Here is a 23,441-nt window from a genome sequence, read left to right as displayed (position 1 = left end):
CTACGAGGCGTGCTGCCCGCACCGGTTTTCGGTGCCGATCTTTCATTCCACCGTTTTCCCGATCTTTTTTCTAGCGTATGGAAACGAGCCTCGATAAAAGCGCCCTTGCCGGCGCATCCGCCACGGGGGCGAGCACGTCCCCGGCCGCCGCTGCGCCGGCGGCCGCCAAGGTCCAGCGCACGGTGTATTCCGTGCTCGGTGCGATCAGCTTTTCGCACCTGCTCAACGACATGATCCAGTCGCTGATCCTCGCCATCTACCCGATGTTCAAGGACAACTTCTCGTTGTCGTTCGGGCAGATCGGTCTGATCACGCTGACCTACCAGATCACCGCGTCGCTGCTGCAGCCGCTCGTCGGCAGCTATACCGACAAACATCCGAAGCCGTACTCGCTGCCGGTCGGCATGGGCTTCACGCTGACCGGGCTGCTGCTGATGTCGGTCGCGCCGAACTTCGGCGTGCTGCTGGTCGCCGCGGCGCTGGTCGGCTGCGGGTCGTCGGTGTTCCATCCGGAGTCGTCGCGAGTCGCGCGGATGGCCTCGGGTGGCCGTCATGGGCTCGCGCAGTCGTTGTTCCAGGTCGGCGGCAATGCGGGTTCGTCGCTCGGGCCGCTGCTCGCCGCGCTGATCGTGATTCCGCACGGGCAACGCAGCATCGCGTGGTTCTCGGCGGCGGCGCTCGTCGCGATCGTCGTGCTCACGCAGATCGGCCGCTGGTACAAGCGTCATCCGTCGGTCAGGAAGGCGCGCGGCCAGGGCGCGCATGTGACGCTGCCGCGTAACAAGATCATCCTGGCGATGAGCGTGCTGGTGTTGCTGGTGTTCTCCAAGTACTTCTATCTCGCCAGCATCAATAGCTATTTCACGTTCTACCTGATCGACAGGTTCCATCTGTCGGTGCAGGCCGCGCAGATCCATCTGTTCGTGTTCCTCGCGGCGGTCGCGGCGGGTACGGTGATCGGCGGGCCGATCGGCGACAGGATCGGGCGCAAGTACGTGATCTGGGTGTCGATTCTTGGCGTCGCGCCTTTTACGCTGCTGTTGCCGTATGCGAATCTGTTCTGGACTGGTGTGCTGACGGTTGTTATTGGGGTGGTGCTCGCCTCGGCGTTCTCGGCGATTCTTGTTTATGCGCAGGAGTTGATTCCTGGGAAGGTTGGGATGGTGGCTGGGTTGTTCTTTGGTTTTGCCTTTGGGCTTGGGGGGGTGGGCGCCGCCGTGCTTGGGGAACTCGCTGACGCTACCAGTATTGTGTTTGTTTATAAGGTTTGTTCGTTTTTGCCGTTGATTGGGGTGCTCACTGTTTTGTTGCCGGATGTTGAGGGGAAGCGGGTTAAAGGGTGAGCGCGTGCTGCGGGGTTGGGGCTTTTTCCTTGTCGTGTGGTGTTGGCCTTTCCTTGCTGGCTTGTCGGTTTATTAGCGTTGCCCCTGTGCGGGGCGGGGCTTTTTTCGTTGTTCTGGCTTTGTTGGCCTTTCCTTGTTGTCTTGTCGGTCTATTAGCGTTGCCCCTGTGCGGGGCGGCACCTACTTTCTTTGCTGCTGCAAAGAAAGTAGGCAAAGAAGACAGCTCAAACCGCCAACTCTTAAGCGGGTCCCTCGGTCCGCATAAGGTAGTGGTGCATCTGGAATCCGTGCTCCCGCACATTCCGCGCCAGTGACAAGGCAGTCATTCTTCCGGCGGCGCTACGCGCGCCGAATCCCCGCTCAAAAACCACCGGTTGTTTCGGCGCATCGCCGAGGCGCAGCCGAGGGTCCCCGCTGCGCGGGGGCAAAACCATTGGTTTCCCGGGCAGACCCGTCCGCGACGCACGTAGTGCGGAGTGGGAGGGATGACGGCTTTGTCACGAACGGGGAATGTGCGGGGGCACGGATTCCAGATGCACCACTACCCCTTCCAAGCCAGGGGACCCGCTTAAGAGTTGGCGGATTTAGCTGTCTTCTTTGCCTACTTTCTTTGCTGCTGCAAAGAAAGTAGGTGCCGCCCCGCACAGGGGCAACGCTAATAGACCGATAAGTCAGCAAGGAAAGGCCAACACCGCAAAGAACACTACCCTCGCCTTAGCCCCGCATCCGCCTCCACAGCAAAAAACCCACCGCAATGACGATAACCGCAACACCGTCGACAACAGCCAGCACCGGCAAAGGATCGCTCCACTTGTCCATGTTCGTCGTGCGCGAATAATAGGGCTCGCCGCTTCCATACGCTTCGTCCAGGTTAATCACGTTAAACGCAGCAACCGCAACGTCAAGGGCAAGCAGAACTACGCCAGCGAGAAAACGGGCGATGCTGGACTTCCGCATGTCAGTACCTAACCGTCAATGGAATGTAGCAATCTGGCGACGGCGTAGCCGCCTCCTTCAGGTCGCGCAGGCAGGAACGCCCGATCTACCACGCTCGGAAGCGTGTCGATTGAACATGCAAGCCTCACCATCCTGGGGGAAAACGACCTGTCACGTTGATCGCCTCTACCCTACCTGGCGGAGCAGAAACAACAAATGGGCGACGGATGAAAATGACGAACAACGACTTTCTTCTGTTGCCCTTCGCCCTTACGGCGAACCCGCTTGCCCCCCCTCCCGCCCGTGGCTATGCTTGTGCGCATAACCAGCGCCGCACCGGCGCGCAATTTGCGATTCCGTTTCATCCAACCCCGTCCACTCCCGCCGCACGAGGATCGCCGCCGATGACCCGCTACCGCGATTTCCACCGCCGCTCGATCGACCACCCCGAAGCCTTCTGGCGCGAAGAAGCCCGGCGCATTCACTGGCACACGCCATTCGGCACCGTGCTCGACCGCTCGAAGCCGCCGTTCGCGCGCTGGTTCGTCGGCGGTCGCACGAACCTCTGCCATAACGCGGTCGATCGGCATCTGGCCGAACGCGCGCAGCAGAACGCGCTCGTCTACGTATCGACCGAAACCGGCATCGAGCGGCACTACACGTATGCCGATCTGTACGCCGAAATCAACCGGATGGCCGCCGTCATGCGCTCGCTCGGCGTGAAGCGCGGCGACGTCGTGCTGATCTATCTGCCGATGATCCCCGAGGCGCTGTTCGCGATGCTCGCCTGCGCGCGGCTCGGCGCGATCCACTCGGTCGTGTTCGGCGGCTTCGCGGCGCCGAACCTCGCCACGCGTATCGACGACGCGAAGCCCGTGCTGATCGTCACTGCGGACGCCGGCGCACGCGGCGGCAAGGTGGTCGACTACACGCCGCTCGTCGACGAAGCGCTCGCGCGCGCCATGCACAAGACACCGTATGTGCTGCTGATCGACCGGCAGCTCGCGCCCGCGCGACTGAACGCACCCTACCTCGTCGCCTACGAGCCGCTGCGCGAACAGTTCTTCGACGCCCACGTCCCGTGCGAGTGGCTCGAATCGAACGAGCCGTCGTACGTGCTGTACACGTCGGGCACGACCGGCAAACCGAAGGGCGTGCAGCGCGATGTCGGCGGCTATGCGGTCGCGCTCGCGGCATCGATGGAATACATCTTCGAGGGCAAGCCCGGCGACACCATGTTCACCGCGTCCGACGTCGGCTGGGTGGTCGGCCACAGCTACATCGTGTACGCGCCGCTGATCGCGGGGCTGACCACCGTGATGTACGAAGGTACGCCGATTCGTCCGGACGGCGGCATCTGGTGGCGGCTCGTCGAACAGCACAAGATCAACCTGATGTTCACCGCGCCGACCGCGATACGCGTGCTGAAGAAGCAGGACCCGGCGCTGATGAAGGCAGCCGATCTGTCGAGCCTGCGCACGCTGTTTCTCGCCGGCGAACCACTCGACGAACCGACCGCCGAATGGATCTCCAACGCGTTGAACAAGCCGGTGATCGACAACTACTGGCAGACCGAAACCGGCTGGCCGATGCTCGCGATTCCGCGCGGCATCGAGGCACTGCCGACCAAGCTCGGTTCGCCGGGCGTGCCCTCGATCGGCTATAGCCTGACCGTGCGCGACGAGCTGACCGGCGAGCCCTGCGCGCCCGGCGAGAAAGGCGTGCTGGCGCTCGACTATCCGCTGCCGCCGGGCTGCATGTCGACGGTATGGGGCGACGACAAGCGCTTCGTCGGCACCTACTGGTCGAGCGTGCCGAACCAACAGGTGTATTCGACGTTCGACTGGGGCGTGCAGGACGAGGACGGCTACGTGACGATCCTCGGCCGCACCGACGACGTCATCAACGTCGCGGGCCATCGTCTCGGCACGCGCGAGATCGAGGAGGCGCTGTCGAGCCATGCGGCTGTCGCGGAAGTCGCGGTGGTCGGTGTGACCGATCCGGTCAAGGGTCAGGCGGCGATGGCCTTCGTCGTGCTGCGCGGCGCGCAGGGAGAAGGCGACCCGAGCGAGCGCGCGCGGCTCGAAGCCGAGCTGGCGATGACGGTCGACCGCCATCTCGGCTCGATTGCGCGGCCCGCGCGCGTGGTGATGGTATCGATGCTGCCGAAGACGCGCTCCGGCAAGCTATTGCGCCGCGCTATCGCGGCGCTCGCCGAAGGGCGCGAGCCGGGCGATTTGCCGACGATCGAAGATCCGGCCGCGCTGCAGCAGGTGCGCGACGCGCTCGGCGACGGCAGGAAGGAATAAGCAGGCCAAGCAGCGGGCGACCAGGCGGACGAACAAGCGGGCGCTCAGCCCGCGGTGTCCCGCGTGCCGAGAAAGCGCGCGAGAATCGCGTTCGAATAGGTGCCCGCGATCCCGGTCAGGAACGACATGAACGATCCGGGCGCGTGGTCGTCGGCGGTATCGGAGATCGTGCGCACGACCGCACACGGCACGCCGTACTCGTAGCAGACCTGCGCGATCGCCGCGCCTTCCATCTCGACCGCGAGCGCGTCGGGCAGCGCGTCGCGCAACGCCGCGACGGCCGCCGCGCTCGCGACGAACTGATCGCCGCTGACGATCAAGCCGCGATGCACGCGCGGCGCGCGCGTGCCGAAGCGCACCGCGCAGGCCGCGCCTTCCTCGGCGACGAACTGCTCGCATGCGGCCATCAGACGGTCGGCGAGCGCCGCATCGGTGGTGAAGCGCGACATGCCGAGCAGCGGCACCTCGAAGCGCGGAAAAAGCGGCGACGCGTCGACATCGTGCTGCATCAGCGCGCTCGCAACGACGATATCGCCGACATGCACGTCGCCGCCGACACCGCCCGCGACACCGGTGAACACGATCGCCTCGACATCGAACGCGTGGATCAGCGCGCTGACCGTCGCGGCCGCCGCGACCTTGCCGATGCGCGCGAGCGTGACGACGCACGGCGTGCCGTGCACGGTGCCGACGTGGTAGTCACGCTGGCCGTGCGTGACCGTGCGCACGCCGGACTCGGCGCGCATCGCTTCGATCAGGTCGCCGAGTTCCTGCGGTAACGCGGCCAGAACGCCGAGCGGCCGCCGCGCATCGCGGCTGAGATTCAAGGGCGTGCTCATTCGACCGCCTGCAATTTAGCCACCGCCAGCGCCAGCCACTTTTCGCCGTGCCGCTTGAAGCGGACCTGCGCTTTCGCGTCGGTGCCGTTGCCTTCGAGTGCGGTGATCGTGCCTTCGCCGAACTTCGTATGGAACACCTGCTGGCCGACGCGGAAACCCGTGTCGGCCGCGCGTTGCTCGTTCGCGAACGCGGGCGCCGGCGCGGAGGTCACCGCCGCCGTCGACGCCGAACCGCCGCCGTATCCCGGCCGCGCGAACCAGTCGCGCCCGTAGCCGGCGTTGTCCGAGCGGCCGCCCCAGCGCGAGCCCGCCTCGACCTTCGGCGTCAGCCACTTCAGCGTTTCGTGCGGCAATTCGTCGAAGAAACGCGAGCGGATGTTGTAGCGGGTCTGGCCGTGCAGCATCCGGCTCTGCGCGAAAGACAGGTACAGCCGCTCCTTCGCGCGCGTGATCGCGACGTACATCAGACGCCGCTCCTCTTCGAGGCCGTCGGCCTCCATCGCGCTGTTCTCGTGCGGGAACAGCCCCTCTTCGAGGCCGGTGATGAACACCGCGGTGAATTCGAGCCCCTTTGCCGCGTGTACCGTCATCAGCTGCACCGCTTCCTGGCCGGCCTGCGCCTGGTTGTCGCCCGCTTCGAGCGATGCGTGCGACAGAAAGCCCGCGAGCGGCGTCATCGTGTCGGGGTTTTGCGCCGGATCGGCGATGCCCGGTGCGTCGAGGACCACCGTGGTCGGATCGTCGGTCGCGACCGCGAGTTCGGGCGCGGCGCTGGCTCCTGGGCGCAGTGGAATCGAGCGCGCGGGCGTATCGAGCCCGTAGCCTTCCTCGCTGACGAACGCGGCGGCCGCGTTGACGAGTTCCTGCAGGTTCTCGAGCCGCTCCTGGCCTTCGCGCTCGTTCTGATAGAAGTCGGCGAGACCGCTCGCGCGGACCACGTACTCGACGGTCTCCGGCAGGCTCATCTGCTGCGTGTCGGCGCGCATCTTGCCGACGAGGTTCGCGAACGCGGCGAGGCTCGAGCCGGCCTTGCCGGCGACGTACGGAATCGCCGCGGCCATCGAGCAGTTGTACAGACGCGCCGCGTCGGCGAGCTGTTCGATCGAACGCGCGCCGATGCCGCGAGTCGGGAAATTGACGACGCGGCCGAACGCGGTGTCGTCGTTCGGGTTGTCGATCAGGCGCAGGTATGCGAGCGCGTGCTTGACTTCCTGACGTTCGAAAAAGCGCAGGCCGCCATACACGCGATACGCGATGCCCGCGTTGACGAGCGTGTGCTCGATCGTGCGCGACTGCGCGTTGCTGCGGTAGAGCACCGCGATTTCGCTGCGCGACAGGCCGGTGTTGATCAGCGCGCGAATCTCTTCGACGATCCAGCCGGCCTCCTGCGAATCGGTCGCCGATTCGTAGACGCGCACCGGTTCGCCGTGACCCGCGTCGGTACGCAGATTCTTGCCGAGGCGTCGCGAGTTGTTCGCGATCAGCTGGTTGGCGGCATCGAGAATATGGCCGTGCGAACGATAGTTCTGCTCGAGCTTGATCAGATTGCGCACGTTGAACTCGTGCTCGAAGTCGCGCATGTTGCCGACGTTCGCGCCGCGGAACGCGTAGATCGACTGGTCGTCGTCGCCGACCGCGAAGATTGCGTTGTGCTGGCCCGCGAGCAGCTTCAGCCACGCGTATTGCAGCTTGTTGGTGTCCTGAAACTCGTCGACGAGGATGTGCCTGAAGCGCGCCTGGTAATGCGCGCGCAGCGGCGGATTGTGCGCGAGCAGTTCGTAGCAGCGCAGCAGCAGCTCGGGGAAGTCGACGACGCCTTCGCGCTGGCATTGCTGATCGTAGGCTTCGTAGAGTTCGACGAACTTGCGGTTGAAGTTGTCGGTCGCGTCGACGTCTTTGGGGCGCAGGCCCTGCTCTTTCGCGTTGTTGATGAAGTACTGGAGATTTTTCGCGGGGTACTTTTCGTCGTCGATGTTGAGGCCCTTCATCAGGCGCTTGATCGCTGACAGCTGGTCCGCGGTATCGAGAATCTGGAACGTGGCGGGCAGCCCGGCGTCGCGGTGATGCGCGCGCAGCATACGGTTGCACAGGCCGTGGAACGTGCCGATCCACATGCCGCGCGTGTCGATCGGCAATAGCGCCGAGAGGCGCGCCATCATTTCGCGGGCGGCTTTGTTCGTGAAGGTCACCGCGAGGACGGTCGCGGGGGACGCGAGGCCTTGCTGAATCAGCCACGCGATGCGGGTGATCAGGACGCGGGTTTTGCCGCTGCCGGCGCCCGCCAGGATCAGGGCGGGCTCATTCGGGAGCGTTACGGCGGCGTGTTGTTCGGGGTTTAGATTCGAGAGGAGGTCGGGCATTTTTTTGCTTAGGCGCAGTTCGGGGGACATTATATGCCCCGGCGGGGGCGGCGCTTTTTTTGGTTTTTTTGTTCTTCTGGATATGGGTTGGGGTTTTTTCGTTGTTCTGGCTTTGTTGGCCTTTCCTTGCTTTGTTATCGGTCTATTAGCGTTGCCCCTGTGCGGGGCGGCACCTACTTTCTTTGCTGCTGCAAAGAAAGTAGGCAAAGAAGACAGCTAAAACCGCCAGATCTTAAGCGGGTCCCCTGGCTTGGAAGGGGTAGTGGTGCATCTGGAATCCGTGCCCCCGCACATTCCCCGTTCGTGACAAAGCCATCATCCCTCCCACTCCGCACTACGTGCGTCGCGGACGGGTCTACCAGGGAAACCAATGGTTTGGCCCGCGCAGCGGGGGCCGTCGGCTGCGCCTCGGCGACGCGCCGAAACAACCAGTGGTTTTTGAGCGGGGTTTCGGCGCGCGCAGCGCCGCCGGAAGAATGACAGCCGTGTCGCAAGCGCGGAATGTGCGAGAGCACGGATTCCAGATGCACCACTACCTTATGCGGACCGAGGGACCCGCTTAAGAGTTTGCGGTTTGAGCTGTCTTCTTTGCCTACTTTCTTTGCAGCAGCAAAGAAAGTAGGTGCCGCCCCGCACAGGGGCAACGCTAATAGACCGATAAGTCAGCAAGGAAAGGCCAACCAAGCCAGAACAACGAAAAAAGCATAACCCCTGTCCACACCGGCCGCCGGCCGGCAAAAAACCTCGTCCAGCTATAATCAACCCTTCCCCGCCTCCAAAATCCTGCCTTTAACAGAAACATGAGCGACACCCCGAGCGACCCGACCTCGACGCTTGCAAAAAGCTTCGAACCCCACACCATCGAAGCCCACTGGGGCCCTGAATGGGAAAAGCGCACCTACGCCGCGCCCTCCTTCGACGCGAACCGCAAGGATTTCTCGATCCAGTTGCCGCCGCCGAACGTCACGGGCACGCTGCACATGGGCCACGCGTTCAACCAGACCATCATGGACGGCCTGACCCGCTATCACCGCATGCTCGGCGAGAACACGCTGTGGGTGCCGGGCACCGACCACGCGGGCATCGCCACGCAGATCGTCGTCGAACGCCAGCTCGACGCGCAGGGCGTGTCGCGCCACGACCTCGGCCGCGAGAAGTTCGTCGAGCGCGTGTGGGAGTGGAAGCAGCAATCCGGCTCCACGATCACGAATCAGGTGCGTCGTCTCGGTGCATCGATCGACTGGTCGCGCGAATACTTCACGATGGACGACAAGACGTCGGCCACCGTGCGCGACGTGTTCGTGCGTCTGTATGAACAGGGCCTGATCTATCGCGGCAAGCGCCTCGTGAACTGGGACCCGGTACTGCTCACCGCCGTATCCGACCTCGAAGTGGTCAGCGAAGAAGAAAACGGCCACCTGTGGCAAATCCACTATCCGTTGACCGACGGCTCGGGCCATCTGACCGTCGCCACCACCCGTCCGGAAACCATGCTCGGCGACACCGCCGTGATGGTGCACCCGGAAGACGAGCGCTACGCCCACCTGATCGGCAAGACCATCACGCTGCCGCTGTCGAACCGCGAAGTGCCGATCATCGCCGACGATTACGTCGACCGCGAATTCGGCACAGGCGTCGTCAAGGTCACGCCCGCGCATGATTTCAACGATTATCAGGTCGGCCTGCGCCACAAGCTGCCGCAAATCGAAATCCTCACGCTCGACGCGAAGATCAACGACAACGCGCCCGAAAAATACCGCGGCCTCGACCGTTTCGAAGCCCGCAAGCTGGTGGTCGCCGATCTCGAGGCGCTCGGTGCGCTCGAATCGGTCAAGCCGCACAAGCTGATGGTGCCGCGCGGCGACCGCACCGGCGTCGTGATCGAGCCGATGCTGACCGACCAGTGGTTCGTCGCGATGAGCAAGCCGGCGCCCGAAGGCACGTTCAATCCGGGCAAGTCGATCACCGAAACCGCGCTCGACGTGGTGCGCAACGGCCAGATCAGATTCGTGCCGGAAAACTGGACCACCACGTACTACCAGTGGCTCGAAAACATCCAGGACTGGTGCATCTCGCGTCAGCTGTGGTGGGGTCACCAGATTCCGGCGTGGTACGGCGAGAACGGCGAAGTGTTCGTCGCCAAGACCGAGGAAGACGCGCGCGCGAAGGCCGTCGCGGCCGGCTACAGCGGCGCATTGAAGCGCGACGAAGACGTGCTCGACACGTGGTTCTCGTCCGCTCTGGTGCCGTTCTCGTCGCTCGGCTGGCCGAACGAAACCGAAGAGCTCAAGCACTTCATGCCGTCGTCGGTGCTCGTCACCGGCTTCGACATCATCTTCTTCTGGGTCGCGCGCATGGTCATGATGACCACGCACTTCACGGGCAAGGTGCCGTTCGAAACGGTCTATATGCACGGTCTCGTGCGCGACGCCGAAGGCCAGAAGATGTCGAAGAGCAAGGGCAACACGCTCGACCCGATCGACATCGTCGATGGCATCGACCTCGACGCGCTCGTCGCGAAGCGCACCACCGGCTTGATGAATCCGAAGCTGGCCGCGTCGATCGAGAAGAAGACCCGCAAGGAGTTTCCGGACGGCATTGCGGCGTTCGGCACCGACGCGCTGCGCTTCACGATGGCGTCGATGGCCACGCTCGGCCGCAACGTCAATTTCGACCTCGCGCGCTGCGAAGGCTATCGCAACTTCTGCAACAAGCTGTGGAACGCCACGCGCTTCGTGCTGATGAACTGCGAAGGCCACGACTGCGGTTTCGGCCAGCCGGCGCAATGTGGCGAATGCGGGCCAGAAGGCAATCTGCATTTCTCGCAGGCCGACCGCTGGATCGTGTCGCAACTGCAGCGCGTGGAAGCGGAAGTCGTCAAGGGTTTTTCCGACTATCGTTTTGACAATGTGGCCAACGCCATATACAAGTTCGTATGGGACGAATATTGTGACTGGTACGTTGAACTCGCCAAAGTGCAGATCCAGACGGGGCAGCCGAACCAGCAGCGTGCCACGCGGCGGACGCTTTTGCGTGTGCTCGAAACGGTGCTGCGCCTCGCGCATCCGGTGATCCCGTTCATCACCGAAGCGCTGTGGCAGAAAGTGGCGCCGCTCGCGGGACGCTACCCGGAAGGCAAGGCCGAGGGCGAGGCGTCCATCATGGTGCAGCAGTACCCTGTCGCGGAGCCGTCGAAGCTCGATGAAGACGCCGAGCGGTGGGCGACCGACCTCAAAGCGGTGATCGATGCATGCCGTAATCTGCGCGGAGAAATGAACCTGTCGCCGGCGGTGAAGGTGCCGTTGCTCGCCACCGGCAATGCGGAGCGTCTTCGTACTTTCGCGCCTTACGCTCAGGCACTTGCGCGTCTGTCGGAGGTGCAGATCATCGCCGACGAGGCCGCGCTCGACGCCCAGGCGGATGGCGCGCCGATTGCTATCGTAGGAACGGACAAGCTCGTGTTGAAGGTCGAAATCGACGCAGCGGTCGAACGCGAACGCCTGTCGAAAGAGATTACGCGGTTGAGCGCCGAAATCGTCAAGTGCAACGGTAAGCTACAGAATCAGGCCTTCGTTGCGAAGGCGCCGGCGGCGGTCGTGGAACAGGAGCAGAAGCGGCTGGCCGATTTCGAAGCCACCGTCGGCAAGCTGAAAGCCCAACTGGCCCGCTTGCCGGCCTGACCGACGCGCCCGCCCCCTCAACGGCGGGCAAGGATTTAAACCAGAGGACTCAGGGTATTCACATGCTAAAAGTTACGAAGGCGGTCTTTCCGGTAGCCGGTCTTGGCACCCGCTTCCTCCCCGCCACGAAGGCTAGCCCGAAGGAGATGCTGCCGATCGTCGACAAGCCGCTGATTCAGTACGCGGTGGAAGAGGCGATGGCGGCCGGCATCACCGAAATGATCTTCGTCACGGGCCGCAGCAAGCGCGCGATCGAAGACCATTTCGACAAGTCCTATGAGATCGAGGCCGAACTCGAGGCGCGCGGCAAGGACAAGCTGCTCGAACTCGTGCGCAGCATCAAGCCGAGCCACGTCGACTGCTTCTACGTGCGCCAGGCCGAGGCGCTGGGCCTCGGCCACGCCGTGCTGTGCGCCGAGAAGCTGGTAGGCGACAACCCTTTCGCCGTGATTCTCGCGGACGACCTGTTGTACGGCACGCCGCCCGTGATGACGCAGATGATCGAGGTGTTCGATCACTATCATAGCTCGGTGATCGGCGTCGAAGAGATCCCGCCGCAAGATACGAAATCGTACGGCATCGTCGACGGCAAGGAATGGGAAGACTCGATCATCAAGATGTCGGGCATCGTCGAAAAGCCGGAACCGGGCGTGGCGCCGTCGAACCTCGGCGTGGTGGGCCGTTATGTGCTGAAGCCGCGCATCTTCGATCACCTGCGCTCCATCAAGCCGGGCGCGGGCGGTGAATTGCAACTGACGGACGCGATCCAGTCGCTGCTCGCCGACGAACAGGTGCTCGCGTACAAGTATCACGGCACACGTTTCGACTGCGGCAGCAAGCTGGGCTACCTGAAGGCGACCGTCGAGTTCGCCCTGCGTCACCCGGAAGTCGCCGCCGATTTCGAAGAATATCTGCGTACCCGCTCGCCGGTTCTCGAAGGCTGACGTCGAAAGTCCGGCTGAAACGAAGAAGGCGCTGTGCCCCGAATAATGGGGACAGCGCCTTCTTTTTTTACATCGGACCGACAGTTTTACCCAATGCAGCTCATCGACGCCGCATCAGAAACGTAAACACCTTGTCATGCGCCGAGCTTTCGACGATCTCGTTGCCGGTCTGCTTCGCGAACGCGGCGAAATCGCGCTGCGAGCCGGGATCGGTGGCGAGCACCTTGAGAATCTGGCCGCTTTCCATGTCGGCGAGCGCCTTTTTGGCGCGCAGGATGGGCAGCGGGCACATGAGCCCGCGCGCATCGACTTCCTTGTGAATCTGAATTTGCATCGACGATGACCTTCGGGACGGGGCGTCGCTGACGACGCCGGACAGAGGGTCAAATTTTACAGCAGGCGGAGCGGCGGCGCCGGACATCGCCACGACGCCCATTTCCACGCGAGCCGTGCCGCGCGCCGTTACAGCGTCACCGCCTCGCCGCTTTGCAGCGACTCGCGCAGCGCCACGCCGATACGCGTCGCTTCGAGCGCATCGGCGAGCGTCGCGCCACGCTGTGCCGCATCGCCCTTCCCCGGTCCTTTTTGCACCGATGCAACGAACGCGCGTGCCTCGTGCAGAAACGCGTCCTCGAACCGGTCGAAAAAGTTCGGCGTGCACTCGTTGCGAATGCCGGTCGCGTCGTAGATCTCGACGCGGTTCGCGCGCGGATTGCGGCCGATCGTCAGCGCGCCCGCCGTGCCGATCACTTCGCTGTGCGTATCGTTGCCGTGCGCCTGGGTGCGCGACGCGTAGAACGTCGCGAGCTTGCCGCCCGCGAATTCGCAGATCGCGACACCGTTGTCGACGTCGCCGAATTCGCGCAGACCCTCGTGCAGCGCGACCGTGCCCGCCGCGAACACGCGCGTCGCGCGCGGCTTGCCGAGCAGCCAGCGGGCGACGTCGATGTCGTGCACCGTGCAGTCGAGAAAGATGCCGCCCGAGGTCGCCGCGAAGCGCACGAAGAAACCGTTGTCGTCGTTTTTATCGGTGGTTTGCGAGCGCACGAGGAACGGCCGGCCGATCTGGCCGGCGGCGATTTTATCGAACGCGTCGCGGTAGCTCGGATCGAAGCGGCGCATGAAGCCGATCGTCGCCTGCAGGTGCGGATAGCGCGCCGCTTCGGCCAGCACGCGCTCGCATTCGGCGACATCGAGCGACAGCGGCTTTTCGCAGAACACATGCTTGCCGGCGCGCAATGCGTCGACGATCTGCTGCGCGTGCAGCGACGACGGCGTGACGAGCCATACCGCGTCGACGTGCGGATCGGCGAGCAGGTCCGCGTAATCGGTGTAGAGACGCGGCTCATGCAGCGACCCATGCATTGCCCCATGCATCGCATCGCGCGCCCATGCCAGTTCATCTTCGAGCGGACTGCACGCGGCCGTGAGCGTCGCGCCCGGCACGCCATACGCGAGGTTCTCCGCATGCCGCTTGCCAAGCCGCCCAAGGCCGACCACGCCGATCCGCAAGCGCTCCGTGGCGGGCTTCATTGCGCTGCCTCGCCGAGTTTGACCGCGCGGCCCTCGCGCCACGACCGCGTCGCGGCTTCCGCGAGTTCGAGCGCTTTCAGGCCATCCGCGACGGTCGTGCGCACCGGCTTGCCATGCGTGACCGCGTCGAAGAAATGCGCGATTTCGAGCGCGTATGCCGCGCGATAGCGTTCGAGAAAAAACGCCTCGGGCACGTCGGTCGATACTTCCGTCTTCGAGTACGCGGTGACTTCGGTGGGCCGAACGTTGCCTGCCTGCAGCATGCCGGTGCTGCCGAGCACTTCGAAACGCTGGTCGTAGCCGTAGGCAGCGCGCCGCGCGGTGTTGATCTGGCACAGCCGCCCGCGCTTCGTGCGGATCGTCACCGCGGTCGAATCGATGTCGCCCGCGTCGGCGATCGCGGGGTCGGTGAGGCAACTGCCGGTGGCGTGCAGCGTGTCGGCTTCGTCGTCGAGAATCCAGCGACAGATGTCGAAGTCGTGAATCAGCATGTCCTTGAAGATGCCGCCCGAGTGCCGGATGTACTCGACCGGCGGCGCGCCCGGATCGCGGCTCGTGACGACGAGCATTTCCGGCGTGCCGATCTCGCCCGCGTCGAGACGCGCTTTCAATGCGGAAAACGTCGGATCGAAGCGCCGTTGAAAACCGATCATGCACACGACACCGGCGCGCTCCACCGCTTCTGCGCACATCCGCGCGCGCTCCAACGTGAGATCGACCGGCTTCTCGCAGAACACGTGCTTGTTCTGCGCGGCCGATTTGACGATCAGGTCCGCATGCGTGTCGGTGCTCGAACAGATCACGGTCGCGCCGATCGATGCATCGCCGATCGCGCCGTCGCTATCCGCAACCTGCGCGCCATGCTGCGCGGCGAGCGCGGCGGCCGCCTCGCGATTCACGTCGACCACGTATTTGAGCCGCACGCCGGGCTGCCGCGCGAGATTCGCCGCATGGATCTTGCCGATGCGCCCCGCGCCGAATACGGCGACGTCGATCGTGTTTACCGCGTCAGTCATCGTAGCCTCCAGTGTCGTTGGATTCTTCAACGTTCAGTTCGAGCTTGTACGCGAGCGCGATGAAGAGCGCCTGGCACAGGCAGATCGTGCTGGTCAGCGAGCGGAACGCGAACGCGCTGCCCTCTTTCACGTACAGCTGCGTGCTGGCGTAGCGTGCGAGCGGCGATAGTTGGCTATCCGTAATGACGAGCGTCTTCGCCTGATGATGATGCGCGACGCGCAGACAGTACTGCGTCTCCTTGCCGTATGGCGCGAAGCTGATCGCAATCACCACGTCGCCCTTCCTGACGCTGCGGATCTGCTCGCGATACATGCCGCCGAAGCCAGACACCAGATGCACGCGCTTATGCGTGTGCTGCAACGCATAGACGATGTAGCTCGCGACCGGAAACGAGCGCCGCACGCCGATCACGTAGATGTTGTCGGCCTGCTGCAGCATCTTCACGGCGGCGTCGAACTGCTTGTCGTCGAGGCCCGCTTCGAGTTCTTCGAGGCCGCCGCGCGACGCGGCGATGAACTCGCGCGCGACCGCGCCGCCCGACAAGGTGCCGGGCTTCTCGTCGATCAGCTTGCGGATGCGCTGCTGATAGCTCGACGACGACACGCCCTGCCCCGTATACGCCTGACGAAACACCGCCTGCAGATCCGAAAACCCGGAAAAGCCGAAACGCTGCGCAAAGCGCACGACCGCCGACGGATGCACGCCGCAGCTCGCGGCGATATCGCTCGTGCGATCCATCATCACGCTCGCGCGATGCTGCTCGATGTACGTCGCGACGCTTTTCAACTGCCGCGGCAGCGACTCGTAGGTATCCGCGATGCGCTGCATCAATTCGTCGACGCTCGGCACCGTTTCTTCGGTGATCTGTTCCGCCATGACAGCCTCTCGGGGTTTCCTGCAATGCGGCAGACGCGCCCGCGGCGCGCCGCAACGTGCATCCGACGTTGCCGAGTATAGGCGGCCGCCCCATCAAATGGAACGTATTTTCCATTTTTATTTGTCATGAAATTTTCTTTGCAAGGCTTCGGAAGTTGACCTACTCTTGGTCGTGAGCGATGGCGCTTCGGCCTCGTTGTGTGGGTCATATGGAAAGCCGCCCGCCAGTCGCTCCCTCAATAACGAACGACAGACCGAGAAAGGTGGAGACAATGAGACTTTGCAGAGGCAAGGCAACGCTCAGGATTCTGGTGACGGCGTTGACGTTGGCGACGGGATTCGGCGCGGCCTCGGCCGCCCGCGCGGCGGAGGCCCACTTCGTGCTGATCAGCCACGCGCCGGATTCGGACTCGTGGTGGAACACGATCAAGAACGCGATCAAGCAGGCCGACGAGGACTTCAACGTTCAGACCGACTACCGCAATCCGCCGAACGGCGACATCGCCGACATGGCGCGTCTCATCGAACAGGCGGCCGCGCGCAACTACGACGGCGTGATCGTGTCGATCGCCGACTTCGACGTGCTGAAGAGTTCGATCGCGAAGGTCACCGAGAAGCACATTCCGCTCGTCACGATCAATTCGGGCACCGAGGAGCAAAGCGCGAAGCTCGGCGCGATCATGCACGTCGGCCAGCCCGAGTTCGCGGCCGGCAAAGCCGCCGGAGAAAAGGCCAAGGCCGCCGGCATCAAGTCGTTCCTGTGCGTGAACCACTACGCGACGAACCCGGCTTCGTTCGAACGCTGCCGCGGTTTCGCCGAAGCGATCGGCGCCAACTTCAAAACCTCGACGCTCGACACGGGCCAGGACCCGACCGGCGTGCAGTCGAAGGTCAGCGCGTTCCTGCGCAATCATCCGGATACCCAGGCGGTGCTGACGCTCGGTCCGCTGTCGGCCGATCCGACGCTGAAGGCGCTGCAGCAGATGGGCCTCGCCGGCAAGATCTGGTTCGCGACGTTCGACTTCGACAGCGACATCGCGAAGGGCATCCAGGACGGCACGATCCAGTTCGCGATCGACCAGCAACCGTACCTGCAGGGCTATATCCCGGTTGCCGTGCTCGCGATCGTGAAGAAGGACCACACCACCGATCCGGCCAAAATCCGCGAGATCCTGCAGGCGAATCCGAAGTTCAAGGAGCGTCTTGCCACTTATGGGCTCACGCCGTCCTACGGGCCGCGCAATATCGGTTCGGGCCCGGGCTTCATCACGAAGGCCAACGTCGACAAGGTGCTGAAGTACGCGGGTCAGTACCGCTGAACGCACGGCAACGCATCGCATCGCGCGCCTGAGCCGCCGCGCCGGCGGCCAGGTTAAAAGGCAGTGACCGGCGGGACGCATGGCGTCTTGCCGGCGCCCGCCCGCTCAGCGGATTCGCAAACGCCCACGGCATTGCGCCGACCCGCCGGTCGCGGGCGTATCAAGGAGAGCTTCAATGGGTGTCGCCGACCTGTTTCATCCCCATCACCGCAAGCAACCGCCGCCTGATCCGCAGGACCCGGCGAAGTCTGCTGCGACGACCGCCTCGCAATCCGCTGCCGTCGACGAACGCGTGCGCGAGGAATCCTGGTTCCGCCATCTGCTCGGCCGACCGGAATTCGCGGCGCTCGCCGGCACCGTGATGGTGTTCATCGTGTTCGGCGTGGCGGCCGGCAACTCGGGGATGTTCAACCTCGACGGCGTGATGAACTGGGCGCAGGTCGCCGCCTATCTCGGTCTGATCTCGGTCGGCGCGTGCCTGCTGATGATCGCCGGCGAGTTCGATCTGTCGATCGGTTCGATGATCGGCTTTGCCGGCATGATGGTCGCGCTGCCGACCATGTACTTCCACTGGCCGATCTGGCTGGCGATCCTGTTCGCGTTCGTCGGCTCGATGCTGCTCGGCGCGCTCAACGGCTATCTGGTGATACGCACGCGCCTGCCGTCGTTCATCGTCACGCTCGCGTTCCTGTTCATACTGCGCGGTCTCACGCTCGCGCTATCGGTGATGTTCGCCGATCGCACCATCATCTCCGGCGTCGGCGACGTCGCGCGTCAGGACTGGTTCGCGCACACGTTCTTCCAGGGCGTCGCGTTCAAAGGTCTGTTCGTGTGGCTCGGCCACCTCGGCCTCGTGAAGCTGCTCGACAACGGCACGCCGCTCGTGCCGGGCATTCCGAAGGTGCTGCTGTGGTGGCTCGTGCTCGCCGTGGTCTGCGCGTTCACGCTCGCCAAGACGCGCTTCGGCAACTGGATTTTCGCGGTCGGCGGCGATGCCAACGCGGCCAAGAACGTCGGCGTGCCGGTACGTCGCGTGAAGATTTCGCTGTTCGTGCTGACCGCGTTCTGCTCGGCCCTGTATGCAGTACTTCAGGTGTGCGACATCGGTTCGGCCGCGGCCGACCGCGGTTTGCAGGCGGAGTTCGAGGCGATCATCGCCGCGGTGATCGGCGGCACGCTGCTGACAGGCGGCTACGGCTCGGTGATCGGCGCATGCTTCGGTGCGCTGATCTTCGGCGTCGTGCAGATCGGCATCACGTACACCAACGTCGATTCCGACTGGTTCCGCGTGTTCCTCGGCGTGATGCTGCTGTTCGCCGTGCTGTTCAACCACTACGTGCGCGGCCGCGTCGTGGCATCGCGCTAGACGGAGGTTCACGATGAGCACCCCGGAACAGAACACCGACGACATCATTTTGTCGCTGGAAAACGTCAGCCGTTATTTCGGCAACATCATCGCGCTGAACGACATCACGCTGCGCCTCATACGCGGCGAAGTGCATTGCCTGCTCGGCGACAACGGCGCCGGCAAGTCGACGCTGATCAAGACGCTCGCGGGCGTGTATCAGCCGAGCAAAGGCACCTACCGGGTGGACGGCAAACCGGTGCACTTCACGTCGCCGAAAGACGCGCTCGATCTCGGTATCGCAACCGTCTACCAGGATCTCGCGCTGGTGCCGCTGCTATCGGTCGCGCGCAATTTTTTCATGGGCCGCGAGCCGCAGAAAAAGCTGTTCGGCCTTCTGAACGTGATGGACCTCGAAACCTGCGCAACCACCGCGCGCGACAAGCTCGCCGAAATGGGCATCAACGTGCGCGACCCGCATCAGCCGATCGGCACGATGTCGGGCGGCGAGCGTCAATGTCTGGCGATTGCGCGTGCGATCCACTTCGGCGCGCGCGTGCTGATTCTCGACGAACCGACCGCCGCGCTCGGCGTCAAGCAGAGCTTCAACGTGCTGAAGCTGATCCACAAGGCGCGCGCCAAAGGCATCTCGGTGATCTTCATCACGCACAACGTGCACCACGCGTATCCGATCGGCGATTCGTTCACGCTGCTCAATCGCGGCCGCTCGCTCGGCACGTTCACCAAACAGACGATCAGCAAGAACGAAGTGCTCGACATGATGGCCGGCGGCGCCGAGATGCAGAAGATGATCGGCGAACTCGAAGGCGCGACGATCTGACCGATTCGCGCGGCACGTCCAGCCTCGGCGCGTTTCGCCCGGCTGGCCGACGCGCACCTCCCGCGCACTGTTACTCAGGACTATTCATGGCTCACTCCAGCACCTCCAGCGGTAACGCAGCGGACAGCCGGTTCGCGCCGGGGCGCGCCCGCGACATCGTGTGCCTCGGCCGGCTGGCCGTCGATCTGTACGCGCAGCAGGTCGGCGCACGGCTCGAAGACGTGTCGAGCTTCGCGAAGTATCTCGGCGGTTCGTCGGCGAACATCGCGTTCGGCTGCGCGCGGCTCGGGCTTGCCGCGGCCATGCTGGCGCGCGTCGGCAACGATCACATGGGGCGCTTCCTGACGGAGACGCTCACGAAGGAAGGCTGCGACGTGAGTCGCGTGCGCATCGATCACGATCGGCTGACCGCGCTCGTGCTGCTCGGCCTGAAGGACCGTGACACCTTTCCGCTGATCTTCTACCGCGAGAACTGCGCGGACATGGCGGTCGACGAGGCCGACTTCGACGAGGCGTTCATCGCGTCGTCGAAAGCGCTGCTGATCACCGGCACGCATTTCTCGACCGAGCAGGTCAATCGCACGAGCCGTCGCGCGCTCGACTACGCGCGCCGCAACGACGTGCGCACCGTGCTCGACATCGACTACCGCCCGGTGCTGTGGGGACTCACGGGCAAGGCCGACGGCGAGACGCGTTTCGTCGCGAGCGAAGGCGTCAGCGCGCATTTGCAGCGGATTCTGCCGCTGTTCGATCTGGTGATCGGCACCGAGGAAGAGTTTCGCATCGCCGGCGGCAAGACCGACCTCGCCGACGCGCTCGCGATGGTGCGCGCGGTGACGCCGGCCACGCTCGTGCTGAAACGCGGGCCGCTCGGCTGTCAGATCATCGACGGCGAGGTGCCTGCATCGCTCGACGATGCGCCGGTTCATGGCGGCGTCGAAGTCGAAGTGCTGAACGTGCTCGGCGCGGGCGACGCGTTCGCTTCCGGCTTCCTTTCCGGCTGGCTGCGCGATCAGCCGCTCGACGCCTGCGCGCACGCCGCGAATGCGAGCGGCGCGCTGGTCGTGTCTCGACACGGCTGCGCCCCGGCGATGCCGACACCGGCCGAACTCGACTACTTCCTGCACGAAGCGCAGGCCGATCCGCAACGCATGCGCCGCCCCGATCGCGATGCGAAGCTCGCAAGACTGCATCGCGTGTCGCCGGCGCGCAAAGCGTGGCACGAGGTGCTCGGCTTCGCTTTCGATCATCGCAACCCGTTCTTCGAACTCGCGCAGCAGACCGGTGCCGACGAAGCGCGCATTGCCCGGTTGAAGGGCTTGTTCGTCGAAGCGGTCGCGCAAACCGAACGTGCATTGAACTTGCAGGGACGCATCGGCGTACTGATCGACGACCGCTATGGTCAGGACGCGCTGAATGCCGCGACCGGTCGCGGCTGGTGGATCGGCCGCCCGGTCGAACTGCCCGGCTCCGTGCCGCTCGTGTTCGATCATGGTCGTTCGATCGGCACCACGTTGATCGCGTGGCCGCAGGAACACGTCGTGAAATGCCTCGTGCAGTTTCATCCCGACGAGCCGATCGAGCAGCGGCTCGAACAGGAAGCGCAACTGCGTGCGCTGTACGACGCGACCCAGGCAAGCGGCCACGAATTGCTGCTCGAAGTGATTCCACCGAAGCAGGCGTCGCTGCCGCAGGGGCCGGATATCGTGTATCGCGCGTTAAAGCGCATCTACAACCTCGGCATCTACCCCGAGTGGTGGAAGCTCGAACCGATGGACGCCGCGCAATGGCAGGCCATCGACGCGCTGATCGCCGAGCGCGATCCGTATTGCCGTGGCGTCGTGCTGCTCGGTTTATCGGCGGCGGTCGAGCAATTGAGCGAGGGCTTTCGCGCGGCCGCGCAAGCGGCGACGTGCCGCGGCTTCACGGTCGGCCGCACGATCTTTCACGAACCGAGCCATGCGTGGCTCGCCGGTGAAATTGGCGACGACGAACTGATCGCGCGCGTGCGCCTCACGTTCGAAACGCTGATCGCCGCGTGGCGCGGTGCGCGCGGCGAACCGGCGGCGCACGGCACACCTCATCACGCTCATCAGGAGCAGGCCGCATGAACGAGCGCATCATGCATGACGACACCCCATCCGCCAGCGGCGCGACGCAAGCGCACGCGCCTGCGCGCACCGGCGGCACGATTCGCCTGACGATGGCGCAGGCGCTCGTGCGCTATCTGGCCGCGCAACGCGTCGCCAGCGAAGACGGCACCAACGTCGAACCGCTGTTCGGCGGCGTGTTCGCGATTTTCGGTCACGGCAACGTCGCGGGCATCGGCGAGGCGCTGTATCAGCATCGCGACGCGCTGCCGACCTTGCGCGCGCACAACGAGCAGGCGATGGCGCACAGTGCGATCGCCTACGCGAAGGCGCACTTTCGCCGCCGCATGATGGCCGTGACGACGTCGATCGGCCCAGGTGCCACCAATCTGCTGACCGCGGCCGCGCTCGCGCACGTGAACCGTTTGCCGGTGCTGCTGTTGCCCGGCGACATCTTCGTGTCGCGCGCGCCCGATCCGGTCTTGCAGCAGGTCGAGGATTTCAACGATGGCGGCGTGTCCGCGAATGACGCGTTCAAGCCGCTGTCGCGCTACTTCGACCGCATCGTGCATCCTGCGCAATTGCTGAGCGCGCTGCCGCGCGCGATCCGCGTGCTCACCGACGCCGCGTTGTGCGGCCCCGTCACGCTGGCGCTGCCGCAGGACGTGCAGGCGCAGGCGTGGGACTTCCCGGAGGACTTTTTCACGCCGCGTGTCGTGCGCTTTCATGCACCCGCGCCGCGTAGCGACGATATCGACGCCGCGTGCGCGCGCTTGCGGCACGCGAAGCGTCCGTTGATCGTCGCGGGCGGCGGCGTGCTGTACAGCCGCGCGGCCGATGCGCTGCACCGCTTCGCGAGCGCGCATGGTGTGCCGATCGCGGAAACGCAGGCCGGCAAAAGCTCGCTCGCGTGGAACGATCCGCTGAATGCCGGCGCGCTCGGGGTGACCGGCTCAGTGGCTGCCAACGCGCTTGCGCATGACGCCGACTGCGTGCTCGCGCTCGGCACGCGGCTGCAGGACTTCACGACCGGCTCGAACACGCTGTTCACGCAAGCCGACGTGATCGCGATCAACGCGAACGGATTCGACGCGCTCAAGCATCGCGGCTTCGTCGTCGAAGCCGATGTGAAACTCGCGCTCGATGCGCTAACGGGGCCGCTGCAAGGCTGGCACGCCGAGCGCAGTTGGACCGCGCGCGCACACAAGCTCGCGGCGAGCTGGCGCGACACCGTGCAAACGCTCACCCATGCGCCCCAACGCGAGGCGGTACTGCCCTACGAGGGCGACGTGATCGGCGCGGTGCAGCGTTCGAGCGCGCACTCGCCGACCGACGACATCGTCGTCTGCGCGGCCGGCACGCTGCCCGCCGATCTGCACAAGCTATGGCGCGCGGGCCGGCCCGGCGCGTATCACGTCGAATACGGCTATTCGTGCATGGGCTACGAGATCGCGGGCGGCCTCGGCGTCAAGCTCGCGCGGCCCGAGCGCGAGGTGATCGTGATTCTCGGCGACGGCAGCTATCTGATGATGAACAGCGAGATCGCGAGCTCGGTGATGCTCGGCGCGAAGCTGATCGTCGTCGTGCTCGACAATCGCGGCTTCGGCTGCATCAATCGACTGCAACAGGCTTGCGGTGGCGCACCGTTCAACAATCTGCTCGACGATTGCGTGCACGCACCGGAAGGCGCGCCGCGCATCGACTTCGCCGCGCATGCGCGCGCGCTCGGCGCGCAAGCCGAGCATGCGCGCAATCTCGCCGAGCTCGAAGCGGCACTGCAACGCGCGCGCGCCGCGCGAGGCACGTACGTGATCAGCATCGACACCGACCCGGCTCGCACCACCGAAGACGGTGGCTGGTGGTGGGAAGTCGCGGTGCCCGAAGTGTCGACGCGCACCGAGGTACGCGAGGCCCGCGCGAAGTACGACGCGCAGCTCGCCGCGCGCGCGGCGCCGCCCGCGACGCCTGCGCCGTCACAGGGTGCCGATCACGACTGAGAACCATGAGGA

16 protein-coding genes are annotated in these 23,441 nt (G+C 64.6%); 9 read left to right on the top strand and 7 right to left on the bottom strand.

Annotation, left to right across the window (positions count from 1 at the left end; translation table 11 throughout):
• Positions 1 to 77 precede the first annotated feature (77 nt).
• Positions 78 to 1,343 (top strand): MFS transporter, encoded by a 1,266-nt coding sequence (locus tag OKW39_RS18340; protein WP_429335024.1) that lies wholly within the window; start codon positions 78 to 80, stop codon positions 1,341 to 1,343.
• Between the two features lie 714 nt (positions 1,344 to 2,057).
• Here the strand turns inward: OKW39_RS18340 and OKW39_RS18335 are convergent.
• Complete coding sequence (locus OKW39_RS18335; protein WP_429563202.1) at positions 2,058 to 2,300, bottom strand: hypothetical protein; 243 nt, start codon at positions 2,298 to 2,300, stop codon at positions 2,058 to 2,060.
• Between the two features lie 383 nt (positions 2,301 to 2,683).
• On the opposite strand from OKW39_RS18335, the gene OKW39_RS18330 reads away from it, so the two are divergent.
• Positions 2,684 to 4,588, top strand: coding sequence for a propionate--CoA ligase (locus OKW39_RS18330; protein WP_429563201.1), 1,905 nt, complete (start codon positions 2,684 to 2,686; stop codon positions 4,586 to 4,588).
• Positions 4,589 to 4,632: 44 nt separating this feature from the next.
• Here OKW39_RS18330 and OKW39_RS18325 read toward each other — a convergent pair whose 3' ends face one another.
• Together OKW39_RS18325 and OKW39_RS18320 are read right to left on the bottom strand one after the other, a co-directional pair.
• On the bottom strand, positions 4,633 to 5,427 hold the full coding sequence (locus tag OKW39_RS18325; RefSeq protein WP_429563200.1) for a 5'-methylthioadenosine/adenosylhomocysteine nucleosidase: 795 nt from the start codon (positions 5,425 to 5,427) through the stop codon (positions 4,633 to 4,635).
• Positions 5,424 to 7,787, bottom strand: a complete 2,364-nt coding sequence (locus tag OKW39_RS18320; RefSeq protein WP_018421183.1) for a UvrD-helicase domain-containing protein — start codon at positions 7,785 to 7,787, stop codon at positions 5,424 to 5,426. Before OKW39_RS18320 ends, OKW39_RS18325 begins: the two co-directional genes overlap by 4 nt.
• 800 nt (positions 7,788 to 8,587) lie before the next feature.
• Between OKW39_RS18320 and OKW39_RS18315 the strand changes: the two genes are divergently transcribed.
• Both OKW39_RS18315 and galU read left to right on the top strand, forming a co-directional pair.
• On the top strand, positions 8,588 to 11,467 hold the full coding sequence (locus tag OKW39_RS18315) for a valine--tRNA ligase (RefSeq protein WP_429563199.1): 2,880 nt from the start codon (positions 8,588 to 8,590) through the stop codon (positions 11,465 to 11,467).
• A 62-nt stretch (positions 11,468 to 11,529) separates the two neighbouring features.
• The gene (gene galU, locus OKW39_RS18310) at positions 11,530 to 12,411 is read left to right on the top strand and encodes a UTP--glucose-1-phosphate uridylyltransferase GalU (RefSeq protein ID WP_090801031.1); all 882 of its coding nucleotides are present in this window, start codon (positions 11,530 to 11,532) and stop codon (positions 12,409 to 12,411) included.
• A gap of 100 nt (positions 12,412 to 12,511) precedes the next feature.
• Here the strand turns inward: galU and OKW39_RS18305 are convergent, their stop codons facing one another.
• From OKW39_RS18305 to OKW39_RS18290, 4 genes are all read right to left on the bottom strand, one after another.
• On the bottom strand, positions 12,512 to 12,739 hold the full coding sequence (locus OKW39_RS18305) for a sulfurtransferase TusA family protein (RefSeq protein ID WP_026225937.1): 228 nt from the start codon (positions 12,737 to 12,739) through the stop codon (positions 12,512 to 12,514).
• 134 nt (positions 12,740 to 12,873) lie between these two features.
• Positions 12,874 to 13,944: a Gfo/Idh/MocA family oxidoreductase gene (locus tag OKW39_RS18300; protein WP_429563198.1), complete on the bottom strand. Its 1,071-nt coding sequence runs from the start codon at positions 13,942 to 13,944 to the stop codon at positions 12,874 to 12,876.
• Positions 13,941 to 14,960: an inositol 2-dehydrogenase gene (gene iolG / locus OKW39_RS18295; RefSeq protein ID WP_429363393.1), complete on the bottom strand. Its 1,020-nt coding sequence runs from the start codon at positions 14,958 to 14,960 to the stop codon at positions 13,941 to 13,943. The genes OKW39_RS18300 and iolG overlap by 4 nt, the downstream gene beginning before the upstream one ends.
• Positions 14,953 to 15,837, bottom strand: a complete 885-nt coding sequence (locus OKW39_RS18290; protein ID WP_090801038.1) for a MurR/RpiR family transcriptional regulator — start codon at positions 15,835 to 15,837, stop codon at positions 14,953 to 14,955. The genes iolG and OKW39_RS18290 overlap by 8 nt, the downstream gene beginning before the upstream one ends.
• 272 nt (positions 15,838 to 16,109) lie before the next feature.
• Between OKW39_RS18290 and OKW39_RS18285 the strand changes: the two genes are divergently transcribed.
• The 5 genes from OKW39_RS18285 (at position 16,110) to iolD (ending at position 23,429) form a co-directional block, all read left to right on the top strand.
• On the top strand, positions 16,110 to 17,156 hold the full coding sequence (locus OKW39_RS18285) for a sugar ABC transporter substrate-binding protein (protein ID WP_090801040.1): 1,047 nt from the start codon (positions 16,110 to 16,112) through the stop codon (positions 17,154 to 17,156).
• A gap of 175 nt (positions 17,157 to 17,331) precedes the next feature.
• On the top strand, positions 17,332 to 18,522 hold the full coding sequence (locus OKW39_RS18280; protein WP_429563197.1) for an ABC transporter permease: 1,191 nt from the start codon (positions 17,332 to 17,334) through the stop codon (positions 18,520 to 18,522).
• Between the two features lie 13 nt (positions 18,523 to 18,535).
• The gene (locus tag OKW39_RS18275) at positions 18,536 to 19,342 is read left to right on the top strand and encodes an ATP-binding cassette domain-containing protein (RefSeq protein WP_090801043.1); all 807 of its coding nucleotides are present in this window, start codon (positions 18,536 to 18,538) and stop codon (positions 19,340 to 19,342) included.
• Between the two features lie 86 nt (positions 19,343 to 19,428).
• Positions 19,429 to 21,453: a bifunctional 5-dehydro-2-deoxygluconokinase/5-dehydro-2-deoxyphosphogluconate aldolase gene (locus OKW39_RS18270; protein WP_429563196.1), complete on the top strand. Its 2,025-nt coding sequence runs from the start codon at positions 19,429 to 19,431 to the stop codon at positions 21,451 to 21,453.
• The gene (gene iolD, locus OKW39_RS18265) at positions 21,450 to 23,429 is read left to right on the top strand and encodes a 3D-(3,5/4)-trihydroxycyclohexane-1,2-dione acylhydrolase (decyclizing) (RefSeq protein WP_429563195.1); all 1,980 of its coding nucleotides are present in this window, start codon (positions 21,450 to 21,452) and stop codon (positions 23,427 to 23,429) included. Before OKW39_RS18270 ends, iolD begins: the two co-directional genes overlap by 4 nt.
• Positions 23,430 to 23,441: the final 12 nt, after the last annotated feature.

Source organism: Paraburkholderia sp. MM6662-R1, assembly GCF_050436245.1.
In the GTDB taxonomy this organism is placed as follows: domain Bacteria; phylum Pseudomonadota; class Gammaproteobacteria; order Burkholderiales; family Burkholderiaceae; genus Paraburkholderia; species Paraburkholderia tuberum.
This window is presented reverse-complemented; position numbering and strand designations above follow the sequence as displayed.